The organism is Pseudomonas sp. NFR16, from assembly GCF_900108875.1.
Classification (GTDB): domain Bacteria; phylum Pseudomonadota; class Gammaproteobacteria; order Pseudomonadales; family Pseudomonadaceae; genus Aquipseudomonas.
This window is the reverse complement of record NZ_FNYJ01000006.1, coordinates 102,844-128,889: the sequence shown is the minus strand read 5'-3', so window position 1 is coordinate 128,889 and position 26,046 is coordinate 102,844. Positions and strand designations below refer to the sequence as shown.

Sequence of the window (26,046 nt, the reverse complement as noted above, 5' to 3'; positions counted from 1 at the left end):
CAAGCGCGCTCGTGCAAGGTCTGCGGTGACCGAGGGTCGCCATTCCAGCCCGTCGCTACACCGACAGGCTGTACCGACTGATATTGCTCAACAAATAAGGGTCGCCGCTGGCGGCGGGACGCCGACCCGCGTCGCCGAGCGCGTGCCGTAAAAAGGCCTGGGTGCGTTCGCTTTGCGGGTGCTGAAAAATCTGTTCGGCGCTGCCGTGTTCGACGATCAGGCCATGCTCGGTGAAATACACCACGTCGCTGATGTCCTCGGCGAAGCGCATTTCGTGGGTGACCAGCACGCACGTCATGCCCTCCTCTGTGAGTTCGCGGATCACCGTCAGCACCTCGCCCACGGTTTCCGGGTCCAGCGCCGAGGTCACTTCGTCGAACAGGATCAGCTCGGGACGCATCGCCAGCGTCCGCGCGATCGCCACGCGCTGCTGCTGGCCACCGGACAACTGCCCCGGGTACGCATCGGCCTTGTGCTCCATGCGCACCTTGGCGAGCAGCGCCCGAGCCTCTTTTTCCGCATCGACCGAATTGCGCCCCAGCACCTTGCGCGGTGCGATCACCAGGTTTTCCAACACCGACAGATGCGGAAACAGGTTGTACTGCTGGAAAACGAATCCGACGCGCTTGCGCAGCTCGATACGCTGCGCTTCGTTATTGAGCGTGTGGACCTCGGTGGTGCCGACGCGGATCGACCCGCGTTCAGGTTGCAACAAGCCGGTGATGCAACGCAGGATCGTCGATTTGCCCGAGCCCGACGGGCCGATGATCGACACTGCCTGGCCGCGCTGCACGTCGAGATCGATGCCCTTGAGCACGCGGTTGCTGCCAAACGACAGATGGATATCGCGCAGGCTGATCAGGGGTTGCTCGGCGCGCGTTTCAGGAGAAGGCATAACGTCGCTCCAGGTACTGAGTGAGTCGGGAAATCGGGTAGCAATAGGCGAAGAACAGCGCCAGCACGCTGAAATAGATCAGCACCGTAAAGCCGGTCCGGTTGACGGTATTGCTGGCGATCTGCGCGGTGTCGATCAGGTCATGCACACCCACCAGCGAGGCCAGCGCGGTGCCCATGGTGATGACCGCGTAAAGGTTCATCCACGGCGGCAACATGCGTTTGAAGCACTGCGGCAGGATGATCGAGCGGAAAATCTGCCCCCGAGTGAAGGCCAGCGAGCGCGAGGCCTCCCACTGAGTGCTGGGGATCGAGCCGATCGCGCCACGAAAGATCTCCGCGACATTGGCGCTGGCCGGCAAGGCCAGACCGAGCGTGACTTTCACCCAATCAGGGAAGGCGATCCATGCGCTGCCTATATGCAACTCGAACGGGAACACATAAGTGGTGAAGTAGATCAATACCAGCCACGGCGCGTTGCGAAACACCTGGACCCAGATGCGCGCGGGCAAGCGGGTGATCCACAACGGCGACACGCCCAGTGCGCCGATCAGCAGCCCCAGCAGCGAACCGATCGCAATCGCCAGCAGGCTGATGAGAATGTTCTGGCCGAAGCCTGTGACCAGCGCAGGTGACCATTCCCACAGCGCCGCCAGCACCGGACTGCCCGGCGCCGCATAAATAACCAGCACGGCAAACACCGCTGCCAGCAGCAGCTTGCCCGGATGCCGACGCGGCCACGAAAGCGGCAGGTTCACGGACGAATCAATGGCCATAGCCGGGCATCCTCAATTTTGCTTCCAGGGCTCGGCCAACGCAGTTGACGACGAAACTGAGCAGACCGAAGAACGCTAGCAGCAGAATCATCAGCTCCAGCACGTTGTCGCTCTGGGTCCAGATCATGATCGAGGCATAAGTGATGTCGCCCACGGCAATGGCCGAGGCCACCGCGGTCATCTTCACCAGGTCGATCAGGTTGTTGATCAGTGAGGGCAACGCGAAGCGCAAGGCCAGCGGCAGCTGCACGTTCCACAGCAGTTGGCGCGTGCTGAACGCCAGCGAACTCGCCGCCTCCAGGGTGACCGCCGGCACCGCTTCGATGCCGGCGCGCAACGCCTCGGCATGAAAGGCGCCCTTGTGCAGGGAGATCACGATCACCACCCAGGCGAACGGAGTCAGCGGGTTGGCGGCGCCCACCGCCTGGGTCAGCAGCATGTTCAGGACAAGGAACGCGCAGTACAGCTGCACCAGCGTCGGCGTGTTGCGGGTGACTTCGATGAACACCCGCGCAGGCCTGGCCAGATAAGGCTTGCCGCTGGTCAGCATGGCCGCCAGCGCGACGCCTGCCAGCAGGCTGCCGACGATGGTGCACAGGCACAGCAGCACCGTCGTCAGCGCACCGCTGACCAGCGAACCCCGCTGGTAAGCATCCAGCAGAAAGCCGTAGTTCAGGCCGAACGTCGCGGTCCACTGCACGAACGTCCCCAGCCATTGATCAAGGGCAAGCCAATGACTCATGCAAGTGCCTCGCTGCGCAATTGTGCGCAGGCGTCGGCAATGCGCCGTCCGGCCTCGATCACGCTGGGGGTGGCGGTGGCGATGGACAGACGAAACCAGGGCGACAAGCCGTACGCACTGCCTGCAACACCGGCCACGCCCTGCTCCAGCAGATAATCGACGACATCGCCGTCGTCGTTCAGGCGCTGACCGTCGGGACGGATGCGTCCCAGCAGACCGGCGCATCGCACGAAGACGAAAAACCCGCCTTCGGGCATGAGCACGTCCAGGCCTTGCACATCGCCGAGTGCCGAAACCAGCAGATCCCGACGTTGCCGATAGGCTTGCACCTGATCGGGAAGAAACGCCAGGCCGCCCTCGAATGCGGCCAGTGCCGCAGCCTGTCCCACCGAAGACGCGCCGGAGGTCGACTGCGACTGCATGACCGCCATGGCGTCGGTCAGCGCCTGCGGGCCGGCGCCAAAGCCGATGCGCCAGCCCGTCATGGCGTAGGTTTTCGACACCCCGCCGACCAGCAAAGCCCGGGCCTGAAGGTCGGGCGCGACGTTGAACAGGCTCACGGCCGGTTGCCCGTCGAAACGAATGTGCTCGTACAGTTCGTCCAGCAACACCAGCACGTGGGGATGTCGACGCAACACCTCGGCCAGCGCCAGCAGTTCCGCCTCGCTGTATACCGCGCCGCTCGGGTTGCCCGGGCCGTTGAGAATCAGCCAGCGGGTGCGCCCGTTGATGTGCTGTTCGAGCTGCGCCGGGGTCAGCTTGCAGCCCTGCTCCAGGCCGCATTCGATGAACACCGGCTCACCGCCGTTGACCCGCACGATGTCCGGAAACGACGGCCAGTAAGGCACCGGCACCAGCACTTCATCGCCCTCATCCAGCGTCGCGGCGAAGGCATTGAAAATGACTTGCTTGGCGCCGTTGGCGACGACGATCGACGACAGCGTGTAATCCAGGCGGTTTTCCCGCTGCAGCTTGCGCTGGATCGCTTCACGCAGTTTTTTCACGCCTGGCGTCGGCGTGTACTTGGTGGCGCCAGCGTCGATGGCGCGGTAGGCGGCCTGCTTGATGTGCTCCGGTGTGTCGAAATCCGGCTCGCCGGTGGTCAGGTCGAGGATGTCGCGACCGGCCTCACGCAACTCGGTGGCCCGGGATTTGGCGGCGGCATTGGCCGACAGCGAAACGCGCTGGATGCGCGTGGACAGACGAACGCTCATGGGGCGTCACTCCGGCTTTCGGGGCTCGCCAGGACTTTGCCTGGGTTGAGCAGATTGAGGGGGTCCAGCGCCTGCTTCACTCGGCGCATGAGGTCCAGTTCGACGGCGCTCTTGTAGCGCGGCAGCATCGCCCGCTTGCGCTGACCGATGCCGTGTTCGGCGCTGATCGAGCCGCCGAACGCGTGAGCACTGTCATGCACCCGTTCACTCACCGCAGCGTAATGCGCCATGTGCGCCTCGACCGTGGAGTCCAGCGGATGCGCGACGTTGTAATGCAGATTGCCATCGCCCAGATGACCGAAAGTGAAATGGCGCACGCCGGGAAAATGCGCCTGCAGCAAGGCATCGGTGTGCTCGACGAACTCGACGATGCGCGAGACCGGTATCGAAATATCGTGCTTCATGTTGCGACCGGCGCGTTTCTGCGCCTCGCTCATGTTCTCCCTCAGCAGCCACAGCGCTTCGCTCTGCGCCAGGCTCTCGGCAATCAGCGCGTCGGCCAGCAGACCTTCTTCGAAGGCGTTGCCCAGCACGTCTTCGAACGCCTGGCGGGCATGCGCTTCGCTGTGGTTGTCGGACAGTTCGAGCAAGGCGAACCAGGGTTGCGGCGCCCGCTGAAAAGGCTGCGGCCCTTCGGGGAACTGCTCGCGCAGCAGCGCCAGGCAATCGGCCGTCAGCAGCTCGAACGCGGTCAGGCTGGCGCCGAAACCGGCCCGGGCGTGAGACAGGAAACTGACCGCCTGCGCCAGCGAATCAAACGCCAGAAAGGCCGTGCTCTGCGCCTTGGGCAACGGAAACAGCTTCAGCGTCGCGGCGGTGATGATGCCGAGCGTGCCTTCGCTGCCGATGTACAGGTCGCGCAGATCGTAGCCGGTGTTGTCCTTGCGCAGCCCGCGCAGCCCGTTCCAGATTTCACCCTCGGCGGTGACCACTTCCAGCCCCAGCGTAAGCTCGCGGGTGTTGCCGTAGCGCAGCACCGCGGTGCCTCCTGCGTTGGTGCCCAGATTACCGCCAATGGTGCAGCTGCCCTCAGCGCCCAGGCTCAGTGGAAACAGCCGCCCCGCGCGACGGGCAACCTCCTGAACGTTCTGCAGGATGCAACCGGCCTCGACGGTGAGGGTGTCGTTATCGGTATCAACCTCACGCACCCGGTTGAGCCGGTCGAGCAGCAACAGCACCGCCCGTCCGCTGCTGTCCGGGGTTGCCGCGCCCATCAGGCCGGTGTTTCCGCCCTGCACGACGATCGGCGCCCGGTGCGCGACGCAGGCACGCACCACTGCGGCGACCTCCTCCGTATTGGCCGGACGCACCACCGCCAGCGCTTTGCCGACATAGGTGCCCTGCTTATCGGTGAGTTGCGCGGGTGACGCCTCACCCGGCAGGACGTAAGGCGTGCCAAGCAATTGCTGCAAGGTCTGGAACAGTTCGCCGCTCATGGCTGGTCTCCCGGGAATCACTGCGCCGCCAGCGGCGCGGCATTGCGGAACTGCTCGTGCAGATCGCGCAGGGCCTGGGAGGGCGCCATGCCAGTGCGCTGGCCGAGGTCGATCAGCCAGCCACTGCGGTGCCAGTCACGAATGATCGCGTCCAGTTTCGCTTGCGTGTCGTGTTCGCCCTTGCGCACCCAGATCACCGATTTGGACGGGATCAGGTCGGTGGCCAGCGGAATGTTGTAGTCGGCCCATTCCGGGTCATCGAGCAACGCGTGCATGGTCGGGCTGACGTGCACCGCCGCCACGCAGCCGTTACCGCGCAACGACAACAGTGACTCGGACTGGCTGCGGAACGCCTTGATCTGCGCGCCGTAGGTTTCCTGCAACGGCTTGATGAAGTTGCTGCCCTGCGACACGCACACCGGCTTGCCCTTGAGGTCTTCCCACGTGCTGATGCCTGCGCCTTTGCGGATCAGGGCCGCGCCGCCCACTTCTTCATAAGGCGTGGGCACGTAGTCGAGAATCTCGGCCCGTTCATCGGTGTACTGCATGTTGGCGATCAGGATGTCGACCTTGCCCTGCTGCAGAAACTGCACGCGATTGGGTGCCAGTACCGACACGGTCTCGACCTCCACACCCAGCTTTTGCGCGATCCCCTTGGCCAGCTCGACGTTGTAGCCCAGGTGCTCGCCGGTCTTGGGATCGATGGTGCCGAACGGCGGACCGCTGAGGATCACACCGATGCTGATCTTGTGCCGCTGCTGAATCTTGTCCAGCGTTGCGTCGGCGTGTGCGGACGCGGCGCTCAGCGCCAGACTCAGCGCCAGGCCGCAAGTGGACAGCGTCTTGCCAAAGGAAAAACTGCTCATGAACGATTGCCTTGTGGTGGAAGCCCGAATGAATGCAACGCCTCAGGCGCCGGCGGCCTGAAACTTGTCATGCAGCTCGACCAGCGCAGGCGACGCAGGCGTGATGTGATGGCGCTTTTCGGCCTCGATCAGCCAGCCGCTGCGATGCAGTTCCTTGACGATGGAGTCGAGCCTGGCTTGGGTGTCGGTCTCGCCGGGGCGTGTCCAGATCACCGAAGGCGCAGGGTTGAGTTCGGGGCTGATCGCGCGATAGTTCTGCCACTCCGGACTGTCGGCGATCAACGGGTTGATCAGCGTGGCGTCATGTACGGCTGCGACGCAGTTGTTGCCGCGCAGGGCGAGCAGCGATTCCGACGAGCTCTTGAACGCTTTCAGCTGCGCCCCGAACTCGGTCAACGGCTTGACGTAACTGCTGCCTTGCGAGGTGCAGACGGGCTGGCCTTTGAGGTCTTCCCAGCGGGTGATCTTGCTGTCCTTGAGCACCGCCGCAGTGCCGCCGACGCGATAAAACGGCGTCGGCACGAAGCCCAGCTGCTGGCCGCGCTCGGCGGTCCACTCCATGTTGGCGATCAACAGATCGACCTTGCCCTGCTGGAGGAACTGCACCCGGTTGGCCGGAAGCACCGGCACCAGTTCAGCCTCAGCGCCCAACTGACTGGCGATGTTCTGCGCCAGATCGACATTCAGGCCTTTGGGTTGCTGGGTGAGCGGATCGATGGAACCGAACGGCCCACCGGACAACAGCACGCCGACCACCACACGATGACGCTGCTCGATCTTGTCCAGCGTGGCGTCGGCCTGCGCGGCGAAGCTGGCGCCCAACGCGACAAGGGCGCCCGCGAACAAGGGCAACAGACGGGTAATGGGCGAGCGCGTGTACGGCATGGATTTCCCCTCGAAAGATCATCGGCTCGGCGCCTGAGACTCGTGGGCCGGCGCCTTGTAATGAACGCATCCTAGGGGAGCAATCAACAGCAACGGAAATGCAAATATCAAATATGGTTATAACTTTCTGGTTTCACGGCTTAGCGCAAAGCGGAATAAGTACGTGTTTATTGGGCTTCGTGAATATCCTGAAAGAAACGGTGTTTCGTATTCATAAAAATCCGTAATGTATTGGCCTGCGCATCTGATGTAATTCGTTCCTGCGCGTGGCTTGTCTCGCGTTCCGTTGTCGACTCGGCGCGCAGCACGCCAGACTGCGCTGTCGCCCGATTCATAGCCGTTAACCGGCAGATCGGCGGCACAAGCCTCGCGCCTACACATACTGACGTTACAGGATAGAAAACATGTCCTCGACACTCGATCTCGAACTGCTGCGCACCTTCGTTGCCGTTGTCGATCATCACAGTTTCGCCGGCGCGGGCGCGCAGCTGTCGCGCACGCAATCATCAGTGACGCAGCACATGCAGCGCCTCGAACAGCAGATCGGTGTCAGTCTGTTTCAGAAACAGGGTCGTCAGAAGCAGCTCACCGAGCCCGGGCGACAGCTGCTGCGCCACGCCCGGCAGATGCTGTCGCTCAACGACGATGCGCTTAATTCCCTGCGCGAAAGCAGCCTCAGCGGCGTGCTGCGCATCGGCTCGCCTCATGACATCGCCGATACCATCCTGCCGCCCATCCTCAGCCACATCGCCCGGTCGGCGCCCAGGCTGCGTCTGGAAATTGACGTGGGCCGCAGCCCGTTCCTGATGGAGGACCTGCACCGCGGCAAGGTCGACATGGTGATTTCGACCCGCGAGGATCCGGCGCTCGAAGGGTTCGCCCTGCGCACCTCGCCGGTCTGGTGGATCTGCTCGGCGCAATACATCCACGTACCGGGCGAGCCGATTCCATTGATTCTGGTGGACGAACCGAGCATCTACCGTCGCTACGCGCTTCAGGCGCTGGAAAGCGCCAACATCGCCTGGCGCCAGGCCTACCTGGCGTCAAACCTGATCGGCATCAAAGCCGCCACCCGCGCAGGGCTGGGCGTGACGGCGCGCAGCATGGAAATGCTCGGCCCGGACATGCGCGTACTCGGTGAAGCCGACGGACTGCCGCGATTGCCGGACGTCACCTATCACCTGTGGATACGGCCCAACACCGTCAACCCACTGGCCCGCAGGGCGTATGAACTGATTCGCGGCAGCCAGGGACTGTGACCGGAGGGGCAGTTCGCCGTGCGGGGCGAATTCATTCGCGCGGTCAAGGCTTCAGCACGGTCTCGATCCAGCGCTTCAGATCGGTCACCTCGGTTCCCGTGATCGTGTGCCCTGCTCCGGCATACGCGTGAAACTGCGGACTGATCAGCAGGTTTTCCAGAACGGTCTGCGCATCGGTTGCGCCCGTGTATGCCACGCGGGTGTCGGCCGTGCCGTGGCCGATGAAGACTTTCAACGGTTTGAGGTGATCGTCAGGTTTCAGGCGGGCATTCAGGTCGGCCAGGATCTTGCCGCTCAGTGGCGCAATGGCGCGGACGAGTTCCGGGTATTGCAGGCCGATCTGGTAACTCATCATCGCGCCCTGGCTGAAGCCGATCAGCACCACCTTGTCGGGCTGGGTGGCGTATTTTTCCGTGGCTTGCTGAATGAACGTCCTGAGCTGATCGGTGCTTTGGTCAACGTCTCGGGTCACGCCTTCGTACTCGGCCTGAGCGGTGTCCTGGCTGAACCATTTGTAACCGCCGCCATCGACTTCCAGCGGCGCGCGCACTGACAGGTAGGTGTAATCCTGGGGCAACTCGTCCTTGATGCCGAACAGATCACGCTCATCGCTGCCGTAGCCGTGCAGGAAGATGATCAGGGGTTTGTTCCGGGTGTCCGCCGGGGCAGCGGCCAGATAGGGCAAGGCAAGGTCGCCCAGCAGAGCGGGTTCGGCATGGGCAAAACCCGTGAATACGCACAGCAGCGCGGCGAAAAACTTCATCATCGACATGGGCCCTTTGCAAAAAAACGTCGGGCCCATCATACGCAGCATGCTCCGGATGTCAGCCCGGAATTGAGCAAGAGAGGCTGTCAATACGCTGTACAGGATGCAGATTGTCCGGACACACCCTGAAGCCGGGACGAATGCCACTCACTGTGGGAGCGGGCGTGCTCGCGAAAATTCGAGGTCAGCCACTGAAGCAGCGTCGGCGGGACCGGCTTCTTCGCGAGCGAACTCGCTCTCACAGGGGGCGATTCAGATAAAGTCAGCGTTCGCGGACTCAATCCTCCAGCGGGGCAAGCCCCAGATGCTCGCGCAATGTCGAGCCTTCGTAAGCCGTGCGAAACAGCCCTTTGCGCTGCAAGTGCGGGATCACGCTTTCGACGAACTCGCTGAACGAGCCGGGCAGATACGCCGGAGAAATCACGAAGCCATCGCAGCCACCCTGGGTGAACAATTCCGCCAGTTGATCGGCGATCTGCGCGCCTGTTCCCACCAGTTGCGGGACCCGAACGCTGCTGGCGAAGATCCGCCCCAGTTCCTCCAACGTGGTCTGCGCGCCCTGCATCAGCAGCTTCTCGGCGGCAGCCGGATGGATCGACGGATCACGGGCAATTTCGGCCAGCGTGGCCGACAGCGGAAACGGCGACAGGTCCACGTTCAATTGCGAGGCCAGCGTCACCAGCCCCAACTCTGGACGCGCCAGCGCGTTGTGCCGGGCGCGCTTGGCCCGCGCTTCGGCCTCGCTGCCACCAATGAACGGCATCACGGCGGTCAACACCTTGCAACTGTCGGCACTGCGCCCTTGCTGCACGACTTGCCCACGCACGTCTTCGCGAAACGCCTGCATCGCTTTCAGGTGAGGGTGAATGGTGAAGATCGCCTCGGCCCAGCGCGCACCGAACCGCCGCCCTCGCCCCGACGAACCGGCCTGGATCAGCACCGGACGGCCCTGCGGTGTGCGCGGTATGTTCAGCGGCCCTTCGACCTTGAACCACTCGCCCTGATGCTGCACGGAGGTAATCTTCGAAGGGTCGGCCAGCACACCGCTTTCGCGATCCAGCTTCAAGGCATCCAGCGCCCAACTGCGCCATAGCTTGAGCGCCACTTCGACGAACTCATCGGCGCGGTCATACCGCAGATCGTGCTCAAGGTGCTTGTCCTTGCCGAACAGTCGCCCTTCGCTGTCGTTCATGGACGTGACGATGTTCCACGCCGCCCGGCCTTTGGACAGATGATCCAGCGTGGCGAACTCTCGGGCGATGTGCGCGGGCTCGTAGTAAGTGGTCGAACGCGTGGCGCCCAGCCCCAGCTTGCTGGTCTGCCCCACCAGATAGGACAGAATCGGCAGCGGATCCAGACGCGTCGCATCCTGGGCGCCGTAACGCAACGCCACATCGCGGGAGCCGCCCATCTGGTCACCGACGGCCAGACGATCGGCGAAAAACAGAAAATCGAACAGCCCTTCTTCCACCACCCGCGCCGTGCGCGCGTAGTACTCAGGGTCCAGATAATTGCCGATCGTTTCAGGGTGGCGCCAGGCCGCGTGACTGTGGATGACCGGGCCGGTCAGCAGAAAGGCAGACAGGTGAATGTGACGACTCATGGACAGTCTCCTGCTTAGTTGGCCTTGGGCACCCAGACGGCGATGTCGGAAATTTTCAGTGGCTTGGGAATCAGCCTGGCTTCGAAGTAGTAATCGGCGATGCGCTGCTGCTCGGCCAGTTGGTCGATCTTGACCGGCACGATGTCGTAGCTGCGACGGCTGTTGGCCAGCTCGACGGTTGCCGTCGGCAGGTTGCCCCACAGCGGCGCCAGGTTTTTCGCCGCTTCCTGCGGATGGCCTTTGACCCACTGCCCGGCGTCATGAAGGGTATCGAAGACTACTTGCAGCACGTCCGGGTGGGCCTTGGCGAAGCTTGTATTGGCGACATAGAAACGGTTGTAGTTGGCAACGCCATCACTGCCATCGGCCAATACACGCACATGGTGCTCTCGCTGTTGCGTCGCCAGGAACGGGTCCCAGATCGCCCACGCGTCGACATTGCCGCTGGAGAACGCCGCCACGCCGTCCGGCGCTTCCAGGTAGACGGGCTGGATATCAGCGAGGGTCAGCCCGGCTTTTTTCAGCGCCGAGATCAACAGAAAATTGCTGCCCGAGCCCTTGGACACCGCGACGCGCTTGCCCTTCAGATCGGCCAGGCTGTGGATCGGCGAGTTGTCCTGGACGATGATTGCCTGCGCTGTCGGCGACGGGTTCTCACGGGCGTAATAGGTCAGCGGCGTGTTGGCGGCCTGTGTAAACAGGGCAAAGGCATCCGCCACATCTGCGTGCAGATCAACGCTGCCGGCATTCATGGCACTCAACAGGCCGCTGCTGAATTCATGCCAGCTGACCGTGAAGCCCAACGGCTTGAGGCGCTGTTCGAGCTGTCCGTCGTTCTTGAGCAAAATCCACAGCGTCGAAGACCGTTGATAGCCGATATTGATGACCTGCTCGGCGTGGGCTGTGACCGCCGCCAGCAGCAGAGTGGCGGCGACGATGAGGGTGCGAAGGGACATGGCGATCCTTGGGTTGACGGCGACTGAAACAGGACGCTCAGCATGGAAAAGCATGAGCACCCAGGCCTAAATTCGTTTTTATTATAAAAACTGCCCACAGATATGAAAGAAACGTATGGATCTAAGCTTATGCCCCTGCCCTTACGGAACGTCCGATCGTCGCCGAGGGTCTAGCAATAGGCACACCTGCCGTTGACCTAGGAATCACACCGTGAACATTTTCGAAGCCCTGAGAGAAAGCCATGACCGGCAGCGCGGTTACGCCGATGCACTGACCCGGACCCACGGCGACAGCAAGGAGCGCGTTGAGGCGTACAAGCAGCTCAAGGCCGAACTCCAGGCTCATGAAACCGCCGAAGAGCGCTTCTTCTATATCCCGCTGATGCAGTTCGACAACGGCGTCGATCTGAGCCGCCATGCCATTTCCGAGCACCATGAGATGGACGAGATGATGGAAGAACTGGATGAGACCGAAATGTCCAGCCCGGCCTGGCTGGCGACCGCCAAGAAGCTCTCGGAGAAGGTCCACCATCACTTGAAGGAAGAGGAGCAGAAGTTCTTCCAGATGGCCGGAAAACTGCTCGACGACAAGCAGAAAGTGAAACTGGCGGGCGAGTACGTCAAGGAATACGAGGAACAACTGGCCGAAGCCTGATCGCGATCAACGCTTGCAGACACAAAAAGCCGCGAATCATCGGGGCTTTTTCATATCAGCGGCGTGACACCAAGACGATTACGGATCGACCTGCGCCATCAGTTCCGCAACCGGTTCAGTGCGCTTGGCGTAACGCTGGGCGAGCACCGCGCAAACCATCAACTGAATCTGATGAAACAGCATCAGCGGCAGGATCAACACACCGATGGTGCTGCCGGCGAACAGCACTTGCGCCATCGGGACGCCGGTCGCCAGGCTTTTCTTCGAACCACAGAACAGAATCGTGATGCGGTCTTCCTGATTGAAGCCGAAGACCTTAGACAGCAGGGTCGAGGCCGTCAACACCAGCGCCAGCACCACACAGCAGACGACCACCAGACCGCCCAGTTGCCAGAGCGGGATCTTGTGCCAGATGCCTTCGTTGACCGCCTCGCTGAATGCGCCATAGACCACCAGCAGAATCGAGCCCTGATCGACGAACTTCAGCCAGCTTTTATTGCGCCCTACCCAGGCACCGATCCAGCGGCGGGCGATCTGGCCGACAATGAACGGCAGCAGCAGCTGCACGCTGATCTTGATGATCGCATCGAGCGTCGAGCCGCCTTCGCCGTGAACATTCAGCAGCAGCGTCACCAACAGCGGGGTCAGGAAAATCCCGAACAGACTCGACGCCGCCGCGCTGCAGATCGCCGCCGGAATATTGCCGCGCGCCAGCGACGTGAAGGCAATTGCCGACTGCACCGTTGCCGGCAGTGCGCAAAGGTAAAAGATGCCCATGTAAAGATCGCTGCCGATCAGCGGCGACAGCACCGGCTTGAGCGCCAGGCCCAGCAGCGGGAACAGCACGAAGGTCAGGCCGAACACCAGCAAATGCAGGCGCCAGTGGCCTGCACCGGCGATGATCGACTCACGCGAGAGTTTCGCCCCGTGAAGGAAGAACAGCAGGGCAATGGCGATATTGGTCAACCAGCCAAAGCCGACCGCGACCTGCCCACTGGCGGGCAAAAAGCTTGCGATGATCACCACGGCGACCAGCGTCAGGGTGAAGTTGTCAGGTAAAAACCGAGGGCGCGTCATCTCTTTCATCCGGATGTGCAGGAACATGGTGGCGACTTTAACGCGCCCTGAACGTGCAGGCTAACGCCAATATGTCGACCAATGCCGCCTAACGGACATACTTCAAGACTCGGACGAAGTTCGATGCAGCGGCCTGGGTGAGCCGCAGCGCGGTATTGCTTCAAGCCGCGCTGCGTCTGTTACCCGGGCGAATCATCCAGGTTTTACGACAGCCCGCCCTGAATCACGCGCATGACCGTCACCCGACGCTGACCTTGCGTCCGGGTGATCAGGTCGCTGAGTTGCGCCTGCCACTTGAGCACGTCCTTCTCCTGGGAGAGCGCCATCAACTGCTCCCAGCCCATCCCCGCCGGCGCGGCGCCTTGCGCACCAGGCGCCTCGGTCATGTGTTCACGCTTCAAAAGGTTTGCTGCAATTTCCGAGAGGGTGCTCAAGGCTGGCTCCAAGGCAGCTCATCTGGGAGCGTGCCGATTCGTGTCTGCGAGAAGGTGCAGGCGCCTTGCGTCAATTTTCGGTTGGCGAGGCGTCCTGTACAGGGGAAGTAGCAAGGTTCAGACCAACACGGGCGAGACTCTGGAAAGCGCGCGCTGGCAGCGTCGCCGCTTTCTGCGCACGGGCAGTCACGAGGGCAGCGGGTCGGGCCGGCCGGGACGAACGATGCCGTGATGCCGCAGCTTGCGATACAGCGTATTGCGACTGATGCCCAGCCGCGCGGCGACCCGAGCAATATGCCAGTGCTCGGCTTCGATCAGGCTGAGCAGCGTCTGACGCTCGGACTGATGCAAGGGGTTCAGCGCCACCGCCGAGCCGTCCGGCAACAGCTCGGCCACATCGTCGAGCGTCACGCGCCCTTCCCGGGCCAGCGCGATCAATGTGCGCAGGCAGGTGCGCAGTTGTCGGACGTTGCCCGGCCAGGGGTGCGCCAGCAAATGTTCCCTGACGCCCCGCTCCAGCTGAATCCGCACGCCCTTGGCCTCATCGCGCAGCAGCAGGTCGAGCAGCGCGTCTCGGTCGGAGCGCTCGCGCAGCGGCGGCAACTGCACGGCAAAACCGCCGACGCGATAGAACAGGTCCTCACGAAAACGGCCGTCGACCACGCAGGCCTGCAAGTCCTGATGGCTGGCACTGATCAGGCGAACATCCAGAGGACGCGCCGACGCACCGCCCAGCGGCACGACCTGACGCTCCTCCAGCACCCGCAACAGACGCGTCTGCAGTGCCAGCGGCATGTCGGCAATTTCATCGAGAAAAAGGATTCCGCCGTGGGCCTGCTCCAGCTTGCCGACCATGCCGTCCTTGCGCGCGCCGGTAAAGCTGCCGCCACGGTAACCAAACAGCTCGCTTTCGATCAGCGACTCGGGAATGGCCGCGCAGTTGATCGCGATAAAAGGTTGGCCTGCCCTGCTGCTGGCCCGATGCAGTGCCGCGGCGAACGCTTCTTTTCCCGTGCCGGTTTCGCCTTGCAGAAACACCGGCACATCCCGCTCCAGTACCCGTAGCGCGCGGTCGAAGCCGCGCTGCAGGCGCGGATCCTCCAGGCACACGCGCGCATCCTTGATGCGGGGTTGCGAGGGCGTCGTACGTGGTGACGTACGCAGCGGTGCGCGAAGCTGAGCGTAAAACAGCCGGCCGTCGAGCAAGCGCAGTGGCCAGCACACGCCAGGCTGGACGCTGGCCTGACTCAACAGGTGTTCGATGGGCGTCTGCACTAACGCTGCAAGCGGCTGGCCCACCAGTTGCGCCCGGGTCATGTCCCACAGATCCAAAGCGGCCTGATTGACCGAGCAGACGCGGGCATCATCGTCGAAACCGAGCAGGCCTTCTCCCAGCAGCCCCACAAATCCGGCTTCCGGGTGAAAGCGCAACAGATAACGGTGCGGCTCGTTGCCCAGGAAAAAGCAGCTTTCGATCAGTCTGGCGGACAGCTGGGTCAGCGCCATGGCCTGAAAATGCTGTGCGAGGCTCTGCTCTCTGCGCACCGAGGAAAGATTGAGCACCGCCAGCAATTCGCCGCTGGAATCGAATACCGGGCTGGCCGAACAGGTGAGCCCGACGTGTTTGCCGCGAAAATGCTCATCACGCCGAATCGTCACGTGGCGGCGCTCCACCAGGCAAGTGCCGACGCCATTGGTGCCCTCGTTTTCTTCGCTCCACACCGACCCCAGCCACAGCCCGGAGCGCTGGAACTCCGAACGCTCGGCCTCGTTGAATACGCTGTCGATCGCAACCCCGCGAGCGTCGGTCAGCAACACCACATGACCATCACGCCCGACCTGTTGGTGCAGGCTGTTCATCTGCCAGCGCGCGGCGGCGATCATGTGTTCCAGCGGCGCGCGGTGATCCTGCAGGCGCGGCTGCTCGAGGACATCGGGCGCGCGGCGGCTGGCGGGATCGAGTCGATGTTGATCCAGACAGCGGCGCCACGATCGGGTGATGGCAAGGTCGGGGCCTGCGCCAGCACTGGCGTGAGTGCCCTGCACCGCTTGCAGCACCTGCTGCGCGTGGGCGTTGATCAGGGTGGGCGTCATTATTGTTGTTCTCCGTGACGGAAGCGACGGCTGAGTCCGCAGCTTAGACCAAGAGACCGCCGCCGGCCGCCCGCGCGCCGCGTGACACTGTGTCACCGAGTCATATCGCCAGCGTGACACTCCGCCGTTCTCAAAACACTGGCCAAACCTCCGAAAACCGCTCTGCCACGCAGGTTTGGTCAAGGTGGCCCGACGCTTGCTCTTATCCAGTCCGGTACAAAAACAACAAGATCGGGAGAAGCCCCCATGAACATTGCGGTAGACACACCTCTTCAAACGCCGACCACCGAACTGGCCGCTTGGGTCGACAATCTGGGTCAGCGGCTCGCCCAACGGGACCTGGACGGCGCCCTGGAACTCTTTGCCGACGAATGCTACTGGCGCGATTTGCTGCTGTTCAGCTGGAACCTGGTCACACTGGAAGGCCAGACCGCGATCCGGGACATGCTCGAAGCGCGCCTGGACCTGACCCGGCCTGAGCAGTGGCAGCTGGACGGAGAAGCGACGTTGAACGATGGCGTGCTCGAAGGCTGGATCAGCCTTGAGACAGACGCTGGTCGCGGCAAAGGCTACGTGCGTCTGAAGGACGGCCTGTGCTGGACACTGTTGACGACCCTTCGCGAGCTCAAGGGGTTCGAAGAGCCCACCGGCCGCCGGCGACCGATGGGCGCCATTCATGGTCACGGCCACGCCGACAGGCGCAACTGGCTGGAGCGTCGTCGCGATGAAGAAGCCTCGCTGGGCCTCACCGTTCAGCCGTACTGCCTGATCGTTGGCGGAGGTCAGGGCGGCCTCGGCCTGGCGGCGCGGCTCAAACGCATGGGCGTGCCTGCCCTGATTGTCGATAAAGCCGAGCGCCCCGGTGATCAATGGCGCGGACGCTACAAATCGCTGTGCCTGCATGACCCGGTCTGGTACGACCACATGCCGTACCTGCCCTTCCCCGATCACTGGCCGGTGTTCACGCCAAAGGACCAGATCGGCGACTGGCTGGAGATGTATGCCAAAGTCATGGAGCTCAACTACTGGCCGCGCACCGAATGCGTCAGTGCGCGCTTCGACGAGCAAGCGGGCACCTGGACCGTTCAGGTGCAGCGTGACGGCGAGCCGCTGACGCTGACCCCGACCCAGCTGATTCTGGCCACCGGCATGTCCGGCGTGCCGAACGTGCCGGCCTACCCCGGCGCCGAACACTTCCAGGGTCAGCAGCATCATTCCAGCCGACATCCGGGCGGCGATGCCTGGCGCGGCAAGCGGGCGGTGGTGATCGGCGCGAACAACTCGGCCCACGACATCTGCGCCGACCTTGTCGAAAACGGCGCCGAGGTCACAATGGTGCAGCGCTCCAGCACGCACATCGTGCGCTCCGACAGCCTGATGGACCTGGTGTTTGGCGGCCTGTACTCGGAGGACGCCGTGGAAAGCGGCCTGACCACGGACAAGGCCGACATGCTCTTCGCCTCCATCCCTTACAAAGTCATGCCCGACTTCCATCGGCCGGTGTTCGACCTCATCAAGGCGCGTGACAAAGACTTCTACGAGGGTTTGAGCCAGGCAGGTTTCATGCTCGATTTCGGCGACGACGAGTCGGGCCTGTTCATGAAATACGTGCGGCGCGGCTCCGGTTATTACATCGACGTGGGCGCCTCGGCGCTGATCGCCGATGGCACCATCAAACTGAAAAGCGCGCCGGGCCTGGGCGTCGAGCGCATCGAAGCGGACACGGTGGTGCTCAACGACGGCAGTCGCCTGCCCGCGGACCTGATCGTCTACGCCACCGGTTACGGATCGATGAACGGCTGGGCAGCGAAGCTGATTTCCCAGGAAGTCGCCGATAACGTCGGGCCCTGCTGGGGGCTGGGCTCGGGCACCACCAAAGATCCGGGTCCGTACGAGGGCGAACTGCGCAACATGTGGAAGCCGACGCGGCAGCCGAACCTGTGGTTCCACGGCGGCAACCTGCATCAGTCGCGGCATTACTCGCTGTACCTGGCGTTGCAGCTCAAAGCGCGTTTCGAAGGACTGGCCACTCCTGTCTATGCCCCGCCCCGCGCACCCGGCGACGAAGGGGGCGCCACTGCCTGACGCTGAACCCGATACATGACCGGCGATTAAAAAACCGAGGACGATTGCGCAGGACCTTCCTGTGCAATTGCGCCCGGTCTGGGCAGGCTTGATGAAGTATTCAGGGCGCTGCGTCAGTCGAGGGGGTATTCGAGGGGCTGCGACATGGGTCAAGCAGCAGGATCCGGGGGACGTGAAAACCCGATCCCCGGAAACAACAAAGCCCCGAAAAACGGGGCTTTGACGGTACAGAATATGGCGGAGGCGCAGAGATTCGAACCCTTATCCTAGGTACCCCCCGTATCGCTTTTTGAGAACGTTTTCTCGCGTACCGAAAAGTCGCTAAAGACTAACAAATCCGGGGACATTAGCAATCCCTTGATCTATCCCAAAGCGTGCAACTGACTGCATGCTTTCCAAAGACTGCCAAACGACCAAATTACCCTAATCCGCAGCATCATTCCTCTCTGCCCTACTCCCTTCGTGGCAGGGAACCAATCAGCAAGGCTATCGCATAAACCGCCATCACTGTGTCCAAATTCAGTTGCAGGCTCGTTCGGGCCGCGTCATCCAACCAAGACCTCCAGTGAGGAGCCATTGCTGTATTCGACCTGTGAGGTATCGATTGGCTATGGGTCTGAGCGCTCTGCTTGCAAAGTTCAACAGCTGAGTCAAACAATCCCGCAATTTGAAAATGGCCAGCGACGGAACCCCCTCCCATGACCGCACAAGACATTCCCACCTCCGCAACTGAAGCTGACCTTGAGGCGGAATTGCATGCCGCCATCCGCGTGGCTTTCCCACTACTCCCCCGCGCGAACATTCGCCACCAGACGCAATTCAGTTTTAAATTTGGTCATGCCGAGATTAGCCTTGATGGTTTGCGGCCCAGATACTCCGCCAGAGCACGAGCCGACGTCATTTTGTACCTTGATGAAAAACCGCTTGCCGTACTCGAACTCAAGCGCAAGGACATTCCTCTTGAGGCAGCGGACGGCTTTCAAGGTTTGTCATATGCGAAATTACTAAACCCAATGCCCCCCTTGGTGGTGGTTAGCAATGGGGTCGAAACACGATATCTCGAAACCCACGGCGCGAAGGCGTGGTCGCCAGCCAATCGAGATGAACTCGCCTTTAAAGCGTTGATGGACAACGCCACTGAAGTCGCCACTGGCGACCTGAAACTCGCGGTTCAAAATCTCATGGGTACTAATCCAGAGGTTTGGATGCAAGCTATCCGCCAGGCGACTAGCGCTAACCTGAATGAGCTAACGGGTGATCTTGCAGATATAGGCCAGCCATTTGCCCGAGATTTTATGATACCGAGAAAAGCTACGTCTGAGGTCATTCAGCTGTTGTCGCAACGCAGATTGATCCTGGTTGAAGGTTCATCCTTGGTGGGCAAGAGCAACGTTCTGCGTGAACTGTGCGAGCTGAATGCGAAAAACAACACCCGGGCGATTCTTTATCTAGAGACCAGCTCGGGAGCTAGCATTCTTCAAAGCGTCTCGGACGTACTCGAAGACCATCTGGATTGGCCGATCACCCCCAGAGAAGCGCGCTCATGGTTGAAGAAGGTCTCTGAGAGTGACGGCCCAGAACTTGTCTTGGCGATCGACGGCCTCAACAACGATGACAGGGAGCTACGCAAAGAGATCGAAGATCTCTCAGCGACCAAGTTTGGAGAACGCCTAAAACTCGTAGTGGCGCTCGATACCTCGGTGGCAAGCAGGATTGTCATTACCAATGGCCGTAGCCCTTCACCGATTGGGCGCCGGGCTGCACGGGTGTACGTCACTCTTCTGAACGATGAAGAGTTCAGCGAAGCCGCGCGCACGTTTAGTGAAAATCGCCTGATTTTCATGCGCGGAGCCAAGCTTTCACGTGAGTATCGATATCCTTGGGTACTTAGGCACGTAGCCGCTGATTCGCTATCGAGCTTTGCAGGGCAGCCCACCAACACTGTTCTTGCACCTCTTCCTTTGCTGAGCATCCATCTCATTGAATTTGCACGTAGCCGCTTTGACGATATCGACCTTAAACGCAGCTTCGGCAAACTAGCGCAGGCCATGCTAGACGAAACCAAAGACCGTACTCGTCACCCTGCGCTTGTCACCGAATGCATAGCGACTTTTGCTATTCGCCGCACTACCTTGCTGAACCATCTCACTACACAGGAGTTGGAAACGCTTTCTGAGTCAGGTTATCTGAAACAAGCAAGCCACGAAGCCTCCGGCACGGATATCTGTTACGTACGGCAACCCGCGCTGCTGGCAAGTGAGCTTGCGAAGCTCCTGAAGTCCGAGATCCTCAGCCAGGCGATCAATGATCACGCGAGTGCTGCTGAATGGTTAACTGGCACAGCCTCACGATTGCCACTAGGCGATGTCATCTCAGCACAGGCACTGGCGGAGGCAGCGACCTCAGAACACGGGCTTCAAGCAGGCATCCTGCTTGAACTCATGCAAACGAAGCCGAGAAAAACATCCCTTTCCCCGGGAACAGTCGTTTCGGGGCACCTACCTGAAATTGGATACGTGAAATTTCGGGTGATCAGTGACACTCAAATAGACATCCTGAGTGACGGCAGGCCGCGCCGGGTCTCTTTCGACGAGCCGATCGGTACAACATATGCTGACCATACTGCTTGGTTAATCCTTTCCCATCTGTGTAGCGCTCAAACTGAAATCTGGGATGAGCACGGCAACGGGACTCGCCTGGAGTCAGCCATACTCCTTCAAGTCTCCTCTTCAAAAATGCCCCTGCTCCCGTCATTCAATACGGGCCCACAGCTCCTTACACATGAACTACCCGATGGAAGCTCCATAGTCTGCCACCGTGTGGGAATTGTTGAGCCTATTACCCAGTCGATCCTGATTTTTCTTCAGCGCGACTTGGAGGAGTCTGTTGAATGGATCAAGTGGGCATTGACAAAAAAAAGCGCTGCCGTAGTAGCCCGAATCCACATAGCGCTCAGTGAGATTGCGAACATGACCGAACCCCGTTCCGGCTGGGCAAAAAGCCTGCTGGCAAACTACATCATCCCAGAGATGAAGGTTTTTTTTCCTAACAATGACGGGCACTTCGCACAATAGCGATATCGCACAAGCACGAGCGATCGCGAAAGCCCCTATCTTCTGGGGGCTTAAAGGGGGGGCGGCATATTCAAATAATTGTGAAGGCCTATTTTATTCATATCGCCTACTGCACCACGGTGGCGGAGGAGCATTCAGATGACTCCTGCCATCGATCAGACTGGCGCGCCAGGGCAGGCGAGTGTTATCCATACACACTTGCGCCGAGTCACAGCAGTGGAAAGCGCAAAAACCCTGGCCACAATCCAATTCCCTAGGAATCAGCATGCCCAGTCAGACCCTCTACATCATCGGCAATGGCTTCGACCTGCATCATGGCCTGCCCACCCAGTATAAAAACTTCAAGGCGTACCTGAAGACGGTTGATACGGAGGTGTTCGACTGGGTAGACACGTATATCGCGATCGACGAGGACTGGGCAGAGCTTGAGCTAGCCCTTGCCGATTTGGACACCGAGAACATCGTATCTGACCTGGGGAACTTTTTAGTCTCCTATTCAGCAGAGAACTGGAGCGATTCCGGGCATCACGATTTTCAGTATGAGGTCAAACGGGTAGCGGCTGGGCTTTCGGGGTCGTTGCAACAGCATTTTGCAGAATGGATTAGATCGATCGCGATTCCCGAGCGCAGCGAAGTCGCGAACCCTCTGAGCAATCTCGAAACAGACGCAACCTTCTTGACGTTCAACTACACCAGCACACTCTCGAAGATCTACAGTGTTGCCCCAGAAAACATTCTGCATATCCATGGTGAGGGCAAGGATGAGAGCTCTGAGCTCATCCTTGGTCACGCGTGGGCGGCTGATGCTCGCCCCTCACTGCAAGGCAGGTTGGATGAGGATGCTGACACACGCTTTATGGAGGCGATGGGCATACTGGATGACTATTTCGAAGACACGTTCAAGCCGAGTGCGAAGATCATCAAACAACAGGCTGAGTTTTTTTCGGCACTGAGATCGGTCACGAAGGTAGTTGTGCTCGGGCATTCACTGTCCACAGTAGACGAGGCTTACTTTTTGGCGCTCGTGGAAGCCTTGCAAGCCGTGCCCACTTGGACGGTTGCCGTTAGATCTCACGCGGAGGATCCGGATAGAGCGGCATGCCTGACGGAGTTTGGTGTGCCCCGGGAATCCATAGACTTCAAGCTCTGGTCGCAGATGTGACATGGAAGGGGGGGCGCTGGTCGCCCCCTATATGATGACACTCCTGGCGAGTGAACACCTCTCAGCGGACTCAACGAGTATGGTTATCACCGGCATGCGTAATCGAGCGTGACGATGATTGTTCACCAGTCTCGGGCACTGTGACCCTGTCTCCACCTCACAGTGGTCAGCGTCAAATTCAGTGGAATGTGGTGCACATTGTTTGTACTGGCGTTAGTACGCAGGCTTCTTTAGAAATACTTATCCGTTCTTGGCTAATGAGATCGCTCAGGGGGGGCCATCTAACTGTCGTACCTCCCGGACAAGTTTATCTGGCAGCAAGCGACTTAATAGCTGAGCCGTTATCGCCCCAAGAAACTGGATATAAAAACAGTACCAACGAGTATGATAGCAAAATAGTTGCACCTCGCCTGCACCTGTGGCCTCATAGCTCACCATTGGATCCCATCACAGCTGTGACAAGCAGCAGTATTCTTGCGGTCACAGGTATGTCGTATGGCTAAAGAAAAAACATTCATGGAAGAGTCGACTGCACCCGGCACCGGGGCAGCGTTCGATTATCAATTCTACTATTTCATATACCGTCTTCTGAACATGAAGAAAGGTCAGTCTATTGGCCTGGAGATCAGAGATGACGTCCACAGCGAGCTAGACAACGACGTTCAGCTGCTGTTTCAGGTCAAACACACGATTCAGACCAAAGCTGACGGTGCGCCTATCACCCTCGCGGAACTGGATTCAGATCTGTGGAAGACGCTCTACAACTGGGCACGGGTCATTTCTGACCCCAAGGCGGGCCGGAAAGGTACCGACGACCAGATCAATTTTGTCAAGAAGACTGAGTTTCATCTGGTCTCCAACAAAAGCCAAAGCAAGCTCAACATCTTCTTGGGCTTGGTGACTGCCTACAGGCAATACCCTTCCCCACAGGCGTTCGATGCGTTGCGCGAGCATACGCAGGAGCTGGCGCAGTCGACACAGGATGAGAAGATTAAGACCTATATTGATTTCGTTCTCACTTTGGACACAACAGTCCTCAGGGAATACTTCAAGAGGGTATTTTTTCAGCTCGAAGAAACGGAAATCATCCAGAAGATCAAGGACGCCCTGGAAGACAAGTTTGTCCCCCCGGAGGATGTCAACAGCGTTTACGAGCGGCTTTGCTCAGTTATCCGGGACGACAACTACATCGCGATCATCGCCGGCGAACTGACCAGCATCAGCTTCACCGACTTCAGAGACCGTTACAGAAGAATCATCTCGGAATCCGCTCGTAAATCCCTCAGCTTTTTGAGGTCGGATCCGCCGCTCCCGAAAGATTTACTAGGCCAACGATTCATTCAGCAGCTTGTAGCCATCGAAGATATCAGCCCCACGGATGTCGAGTTGATCACCCAGATGTCCACCTACAAAGTCCGGATGGCCCGAAACCTTGAGGTCTGGGTGCATGGCGGAGAGGTGGTATCAGACGAGGTCGACGACCTGCACAGGGACGTGACACTTCGCTGGCGTAACAGGCATCGAAAGGCGTTCAGGAAGTGCACCGAGGACGACATCAACGAAGAAGCCCAGCGAATCGTGGACGCCATGCGGGATGAGACTTACCAACTGGGGGATGACCAGCTCAGCACTGAACAATCCAATGGCGAGCTGTACATTCTCTCAGAGGATGACGTCATTGGCTGGCATCGAGACTGGGAGACCCTATGAGCCTTGATGATCCAAAACTCTCGCCTCTGACCTTTCGTGCTTGGAGCGGGTACAACAACGCTGGGATAGCCGCAGTGGCTATAGGGTCAGTGCTCCGCCACACCCGCTCGCTCAGCTTGGCGAAAGCACTGCTGATCATGCCGATCGTGATGCACAGTGAAATGACAAAATTCTTGGCGAGTGAACGCACCCGATCCAGAGAGGTTGCTTCCTTGTTGGCTATCCGCCCCGACTTCGTCGCCAACTTTGATCGACGCTTCCACAGCAGCCTCGCCCATTCAGTCAACGCGATTCAGCTTTTGCACCAGTTGGGCTACCTGAATTTCGACACCGTCTTGACCGAAACCACGCCTTTCGTGGTCAGCAAGGAATTCGGCAAGCGCGCCGCTTTGATCGCAAAAGCCTCATCGGAAATCGCGCACCTGCTGCAGACGTCGGAAGATGATCTATATCTAAACCTAAGGGTAGAGTTGTGAAATTCGGCATCGACACCATCCGCCTTTGGTCGCACAGCGGCGAAACCCGAGACGTAAACTTTGAACGTGGTCGTATCAACGTGTTGTCGGGCAGCAGCAACCGAGGCAAGACCTCGCTGCTCCACATCATCGACTACTGCTTGTTGTCCAGCACTCACAACATTCCGCATGCCGTGATCAACGATACTGTGGCGTGGTATGGCATCAAATTCTATGTCAATGCCAAAGAGCTGGTCATCGCCAGGCGCAGCCCCCACGCACAGACAGTATCCGATGAATTGTACTTCTCCAGCATTGGCGAACTACCTGCTCTGCCGCAGGCCAACGCCAACAGCGAAGACATCAAGGCGATCCTTCAGAGCGAGTTCAGCCTGGACAGCAGCGTCATATTGTATGGCGGGCGTGGGGTTCGCTACGGCACTCAGGTTTCGTTTCGATATTTCCTGCTCTACAACACCATTTCTGACGACATCATCACGAACACGACAGCCTACTTTGACCACCAGCAGGAGGACAGGTATCGCGTTGCTCTTCCTCGGGTACTGGATTTGGGGTTGGGGATCGACAGCTTGGAAAACATCGAGCAGCGAGAGCGCCGTGATGACCTTAATCGCGCGATTGAGCGCCTGGAAAAGAAGAAGCGTGTCATCAGCGGCGGGCGGCATTTATTCGAAAAGGAGGCGCGCCAACTGGCCGCGAGCGCGGCGGAATTTGGCCTGATTGAGGAGGTGCCTAAAGAAGTCACCATTGAGTTCTTGCGAGACGTCGTCAAAGGGGTGCCGACCCCCGAAGCAACTGGCGAGGATGCCAAGCGCCTCTCCACCGCTCGCTCCAAGCTGTTTGAAATCAACCGGCGCATGCGCAGACTTCGCGAGTTCTCTGACGAGCACAAGCAATACAAGATTGCGCTCAACATCACGCGCGACAGCCTCAAGCCATTGGACACGCTGCTGGATCAGACGTCCCAGCTCCTCAAAACAGATCTCTTTGACGACCTCATCGACAGCTTGAACGTCGACCTGAAAGCACTGAAGGCCGCGACATCTACCCAGCAACCTGTCGACACCCAAGTCACGGCAATGATGACCGAGCTAACTGAGCAGAAAGAGGAACAATTGAAGCTCATTGAGTCATTGCCTAAGGCGCAGAAGTCCTTTGAAGACACGATCCAGCTGGTCAAGTTTGTTACTCGTATCGAGACTAAGCTTGAGACCTACAGCACCGTCTCAACCGACAGCCCCGAAGATTATGATGGCGAGATCGAAAGGCTTTCCAAGCAGCTCGAAGGGATGGCGGTGGTCGATGTCGCCACTGTTCGCAATGGCACCGTTGGACAGATCAACGACGTGGCATTGCAGCTTCTAAGCGAAGCAGCTGGTGCCATGGACAATTACGCGAACTTCCTGCCTTCGTTTAACTATGAGTCGAAAAAGCTGCAGCTCAGAAGGCCGAAGTCGTCCTTCATCGAAAACGTAGGCAGCAGTTCGAACCACATGTTCCTCCACTTGTTCATGTTTCTGGCGCTGCATGAGGTAGCCATCGATAAAGGAGGAAAATTCGTTCCGGCGTTCCTGTTCATCGATCAACCTAGCCGACCCTACTACGGTGAAGAACAAATCATGGATGAGGTCACCCTGAAGTATTCGGATCAGGCGAAAGTCAGCCAGGCGTTCCAGCTGCTGGGCAGCTTCGTCAACCGCATGCGAAAAAACTATTCCGCGGAATTTCAGATGATCGTTCTGGAGCACGTTCCGATAAGGCTTTTCGAGAATGTGCCCAATGTGAATGTGCTGCCTGAATTCAGAGGCCAGAATGCCTTGATCCCGTCGCATTGGCAGGCTGCCGAAAGGCGTTGATTGACGTAGCTCGTAGGCACGGAGGC

At 59.8% G+C, this 26,046-nt stretch carries 21 protein-coding genes; 8 read left to right on the top strand and 13 right to left on the bottom strand.

The genetic code is table 11. From position 1 onward, the window contains the following. Positions 1-55 precede the first annotated feature (55 nt). From BMZ10_RS21745 to BMZ10_RS21715, 7 genes are read right to left on the bottom strand one after another with little or no spacing between them, the layout of a single operon-like run. Positions 56-895: an amino acid ABC transporter ATP-binding protein gene (locus BMZ10_RS21745; RefSeq protein ID WP_093467001.1), complete on the bottom strand. Its 840-nt coding sequence runs from the start codon at positions 893-895 to the stop codon at positions 56-58. After that, positions 882-1,670 (bottom strand): amino acid ABC transporter permease, encoded by a 789-nt coding sequence (locus tag BMZ10_RS21740; RefSeq protein WP_093466998.1) that lies wholly within the window; start codon positions 1,668-1,670, stop codon positions 882-884. The genes BMZ10_RS21745 and BMZ10_RS21740 overlap by 14 nt, the downstream gene beginning before the upstream one ends. Beyond that, positions 1,660-2,412 (bottom strand): amino acid ABC transporter permease, encoded by a 753-nt coding sequence (locus BMZ10_RS21735; RefSeq protein WP_093466995.1) that lies wholly within the window; start codon positions 2,410-2,412, stop codon positions 1,660-1,662. The genes BMZ10_RS21740 and BMZ10_RS21735 overlap by 11 nt, the downstream gene beginning before the upstream one ends. Next, the gene (locus tag BMZ10_RS21730) at positions 2,409-3,626 is read right to left on the bottom strand and encodes an aminotransferase class I/II-fold pyridoxal phosphate-dependent enzyme (protein ID WP_093466992.1); all 1,218 of its coding nucleotides are present in this window, start codon (positions 3,624-3,626) and stop codon (positions 2,409-2,411) included. The genes BMZ10_RS21735 and BMZ10_RS21730 overlap by 4 nt, the downstream gene beginning before the upstream one ends. Next, complete coding sequence (locus tag BMZ10_RS21725; RefSeq protein WP_093466990.1) at positions 3,623-5,062, bottom strand: FAD-binding oxidoreductase; 1,440 nt, start codon at positions 5,060-5,062, stop codon at positions 3,623-3,625. The genes BMZ10_RS21730 and BMZ10_RS21725 overlap by 4 nt, the downstream gene beginning before the upstream one ends. A 17-nt stretch (positions 5,063-5,079) precedes the next feature. Continuing rightward, positions 5,080-5,928: a transporter substrate-binding domain-containing protein gene (locus BMZ10_RS21720; protein WP_093466988.1), complete on the bottom strand. Its 849-nt coding sequence runs from the start codon at positions 5,926-5,928 to the stop codon at positions 5,080-5,082. 42 nt (positions 5,929-5,970) lie between these two features. Beyond that, the gene (locus BMZ10_RS21715) at positions 5,971-6,813 is read right to left on the bottom strand and encodes a transporter substrate-binding domain-containing protein (protein ID WP_093466986.1); all 843 of its coding nucleotides are present in this window, start codon (positions 6,811-6,813) and stop codon (positions 5,971-5,973) included. A 404-nt stretch (positions 6,814-7,217) separates the two neighbouring features. Here BMZ10_RS21715 and BMZ10_RS21710 point away from each other — a divergent pair, with 404 nt between their 5' ends. Then, positions 7,218-8,072 (top strand): LysR substrate-binding domain-containing protein, encoded by an 855-nt coding sequence (locus BMZ10_RS21710; RefSeq protein WP_093466984.1) that lies wholly within the window; start codon positions 7,218-7,220, stop codon positions 8,070-8,072. A 43-nt stretch (positions 8,073-8,115) separates the two neighbouring features. Here the strand turns inward: BMZ10_RS21710 and BMZ10_RS21705 are convergent, their stop codons facing one another. The 3 genes from BMZ10_RS21705 to BMZ10_RS21695 form a co-directional block, all read right to left on the bottom strand. After that, entirely contained in the window at positions 8,116-8,838 is a 723-nt protein-coding gene (locus BMZ10_RS21705; RefSeq protein ID WP_093467882.1) for an alpha/beta hydrolase, read from the bottom strand. Positions 8,839-9,115: 277 nt separating this feature from the next. After that, positions 9,116-10,441 carry an LLM class flavin-dependent oxidoreductase gene (locus BMZ10_RS21700; RefSeq protein WP_093466982.1) on the bottom strand — a complete coding sequence of 442 codons (1,326 nt, stop codon included), beginning with the start codon at positions 10,439-10,441 and terminating at the stop codon, positions 9,116-9,118. 14 nt (positions 10,442-10,455) lie between these two features. Further along, positions 10,456-11,397 carry an aliphatic sulfonate ABC transporter substrate-binding protein gene (locus BMZ10_RS21695; protein ID WP_093466980.1) on the bottom strand — a complete coding sequence of 314 codons (942 nt, stop codon included), beginning with the start codon at positions 11,395-11,397 and terminating at the stop codon, positions 10,456-10,458. 211 nt (positions 11,398-11,608) lie between these two features. Between BMZ10_RS21695 and BMZ10_RS21690 the strand changes: the two genes are divergently transcribed. Next, positions 11,609-12,052: a hemerythrin domain-containing protein gene (locus BMZ10_RS21690; protein WP_093466978.1), complete on the top strand. Its 444-nt coding sequence runs from the start codon at positions 11,609-11,611 to the stop codon at positions 12,050-12,052. A gap of 78 nt (positions 12,053-12,130) precedes the next feature. On the opposite strand, the gene BMZ10_RS21685 is transcribed toward BMZ10_RS21690, so the two are convergent. The 3 genes from BMZ10_RS21685 to BMZ10_RS21675 form a co-directional block, all read right to left on the bottom strand. Then, positions 12,131-13,129 (bottom strand): bile acid:sodium symporter family protein, encoded by a 999-nt coding sequence (locus tag BMZ10_RS21685; protein WP_093466975.1) that lies wholly within the window; start codon positions 13,127-13,129, stop codon positions 12,131-12,133. A 203-nt stretch (positions 13,130-13,332) separates the two neighbouring features. Next, entirely contained in the window at positions 13,333-13,515 is a 183-nt protein-coding gene (locus tag BMZ10_RS21680; RefSeq protein WP_177182191.1) for a hypothetical protein, read from the bottom strand. A 234-nt stretch (positions 13,516-13,749) separates the two neighbouring features. Continuing rightward, the gene (locus BMZ10_RS21675; protein WP_093466969.1) at positions 13,750-15,657 is read right to left on the bottom strand and encodes a sigma-54-dependent Fis family transcriptional regulator; all 1,908 of its coding nucleotides are present in this window, start codon (positions 15,655-15,657) and stop codon (positions 13,750-13,752) included. A gap of 246 nt (positions 15,658-15,903) precedes the next feature. Here BMZ10_RS21675 and BMZ10_RS21670 point away from each other — a divergent pair, with 246 nt between their 5' ends. From BMZ10_RS21670 to BMZ10_RS21645, 6 genes are all read left to right on the top strand, one after another. After that, positions 15,904-17,742: an NAD(P)/FAD-dependent oxidoreductase gene (locus tag BMZ10_RS21670; protein WP_093466966.1), complete on the top strand. Its 1,839-nt coding sequence runs from the start codon at positions 15,904-15,906 to the stop codon at positions 17,740-17,742. Between the two features lie 698 nt (positions 17,743-18,440). Next, positions 18,441-20,816 (top strand): type I restriction enzyme HsdR N-terminal domain-containing protein, encoded by a 2,376-nt coding sequence (locus tag BMZ10_RS21665; RefSeq protein WP_093466963.1) that lies wholly within the window; start codon positions 18,441-18,443, stop codon positions 20,814-20,816. Between the two features lie 265 nt (positions 20,817-21,081). Then, a complete protein-coding gene (locus BMZ10_RS21660; protein ID WP_093466960.1) occupies positions 21,082-21,978 on the top strand; it encodes a bacteriophage abortive infection AbiH family protein in 897 nt (298 codons plus the stop codon). Positions 21,979-22,473: 495 nt separating this feature from the next. After that, positions 22,474-23,688: a hypothetical protein gene (locus BMZ10_RS21655; RefSeq protein ID WP_093466957.1), complete on the top strand. Its 1,215-nt coding sequence runs from the start codon at positions 22,474-22,476 to the stop codon at positions 23,686-23,688. Then, positions 23,685-24,164, top strand: coding sequence for a three component ABC system middle component (locus BMZ10_RS21650; RefSeq protein WP_093466954.1), 480 nt, complete (start codon positions 23,685-23,687; stop codon positions 24,162-24,164). Before BMZ10_RS21655 ends, BMZ10_RS21650 begins: the two co-directional genes overlap by 4 nt. Then, entirely contained in the window at positions 24,161-26,020 is a 1,860-nt protein-coding gene (locus tag BMZ10_RS21645; protein ID WP_093466951.1) for a DUF3732 domain-containing protein, read from the top strand. The genes BMZ10_RS21650 and BMZ10_RS21645 overlap by 4 nt, the downstream gene beginning before the upstream one ends. The last annotated feature ends 26 nt before the right edge of the window (positions 26,021-26,046 follow it).

Coding starts and splice junctions, on each gene's coding strand:
- BMZ10_RS21745 (WP_093467001.1), bottom strand. CDS start 895: ATGCCTTCTCCTGAAACGCGCGCCGAGCAACCCCTGATCAGCCTGCGC.
- BMZ10_RS21740 (WP_093466998.1), bottom strand. CDS start 1,670: ATGGCCATTGATTCGTCCGTGAACCTGCCGCTTTCGTGGCCGCGTCGG.
- BMZ10_RS21735 (WP_093466995.1), bottom strand. CDS start 2,412: ATGAGTCATTGGCTTGCCCTTGATCAATGGCTGGGGACGTTCGTGCAG.
- BMZ10_RS21730 (WP_093466992.1), bottom strand. CDS start 3,626: ATGAGCGTTCGTCTGTCCACGCGCATCCAGCGCGTTTCGCTGTCGGCC.
- BMZ10_RS21725 (WP_093466990.1), bottom strand. CDS start 5,062: ATGAGCGGCGAACTGTTCCAGACCTTGCAGCAATTGCTTGGCACGCCT.
- BMZ10_RS21720 (WP_093466988.1), bottom strand. CDS start 5,928: ATGAGCAGTTTTTCCTTTGGCAAGACGCTGTCCACTTGCGGCCTGGCG.
- BMZ10_RS21715 (WP_093466986.1), bottom strand. CDS start 6,813: ATGCCGTACACGCGCTCGCCCATTACCCGTCTGTTGCCCTTGTTCGCG.
- BMZ10_RS21710 (WP_093466984.1), top strand. CDS start 7,218: ATGTCCTCGACACTCGATCTCGAACTGCTGCGCACCTTCGTTGCCGTT.
- BMZ10_RS21705 (WP_093467882.1), bottom strand. CDS start 8,838: ATGATGAAGTTTTTCGCCGCGCTGCTGTGCGTATTCACGGGTTTTGCC.
- BMZ10_RS21700 (WP_093466982.1), bottom strand. CDS start 10,441: ATGAGTCGTCACATTCACCTGTCTGCCTTTCTGCTGACCGGCCCGGTC.
- BMZ10_RS21695 (WP_093466980.1), bottom strand. CDS start 11,397: ATGTCCCTTCGCACCCTCATCGTCGCCGCCACTCTGCTGCTGGCGGCG.
- BMZ10_RS21685 (WP_093466975.1), bottom strand. CDS start 13,129: ATGACGCGCCCTCGGTTTTTACCTGACAACTTCACCCTGACGCTGGTC.
- BMZ10_RS21680 (WP_177182191.1), bottom strand. CDS start 13,515: ATGACCGAGGCGCCTGGTGCGCAAGGCGCCGCGCCGGCGGGGATGGGC.
- BMZ10_RS21675 (WP_093466969.1), bottom strand. CDS start 15,657: ATGACGCCCACCCTGATCAACGCCCACGCGCAGCAGGTGCTGCAAGCG.
- BMZ10_RS21670 (WP_093466966.1), top strand. CDS start 15,904: ATGAACATTGCGGTAGACACACCTCTTCAAACGCCGACCACCGAACTG.
- BMZ10_RS21665 (WP_093466963.1), top strand. CDS start 18,441: ATGACCGCACAAGACATTCCCACCTCCGCAACTGAAGCTGACCTTGAG.
- BMZ10_RS21660 (WP_093466960.1), top strand. CDS start 21,082: ATGCCCAGTCAGACCCTCTACATCATCGGCAATGGCTTCGACCTGCAT.
- BMZ10_RS21655 (WP_093466957.1), top strand. CDS start 22,474: ATGGCTAAAGAAAAAACATTCATGGAAGAGTCGACTGCACCCGGCACC.
- BMZ10_RS21650 (WP_093466954.1), top strand. CDS start 23,685: ATGAGCCTTGATGATCCAAAACTCTCGCCTCTGACCTTTCGTGCTTGG.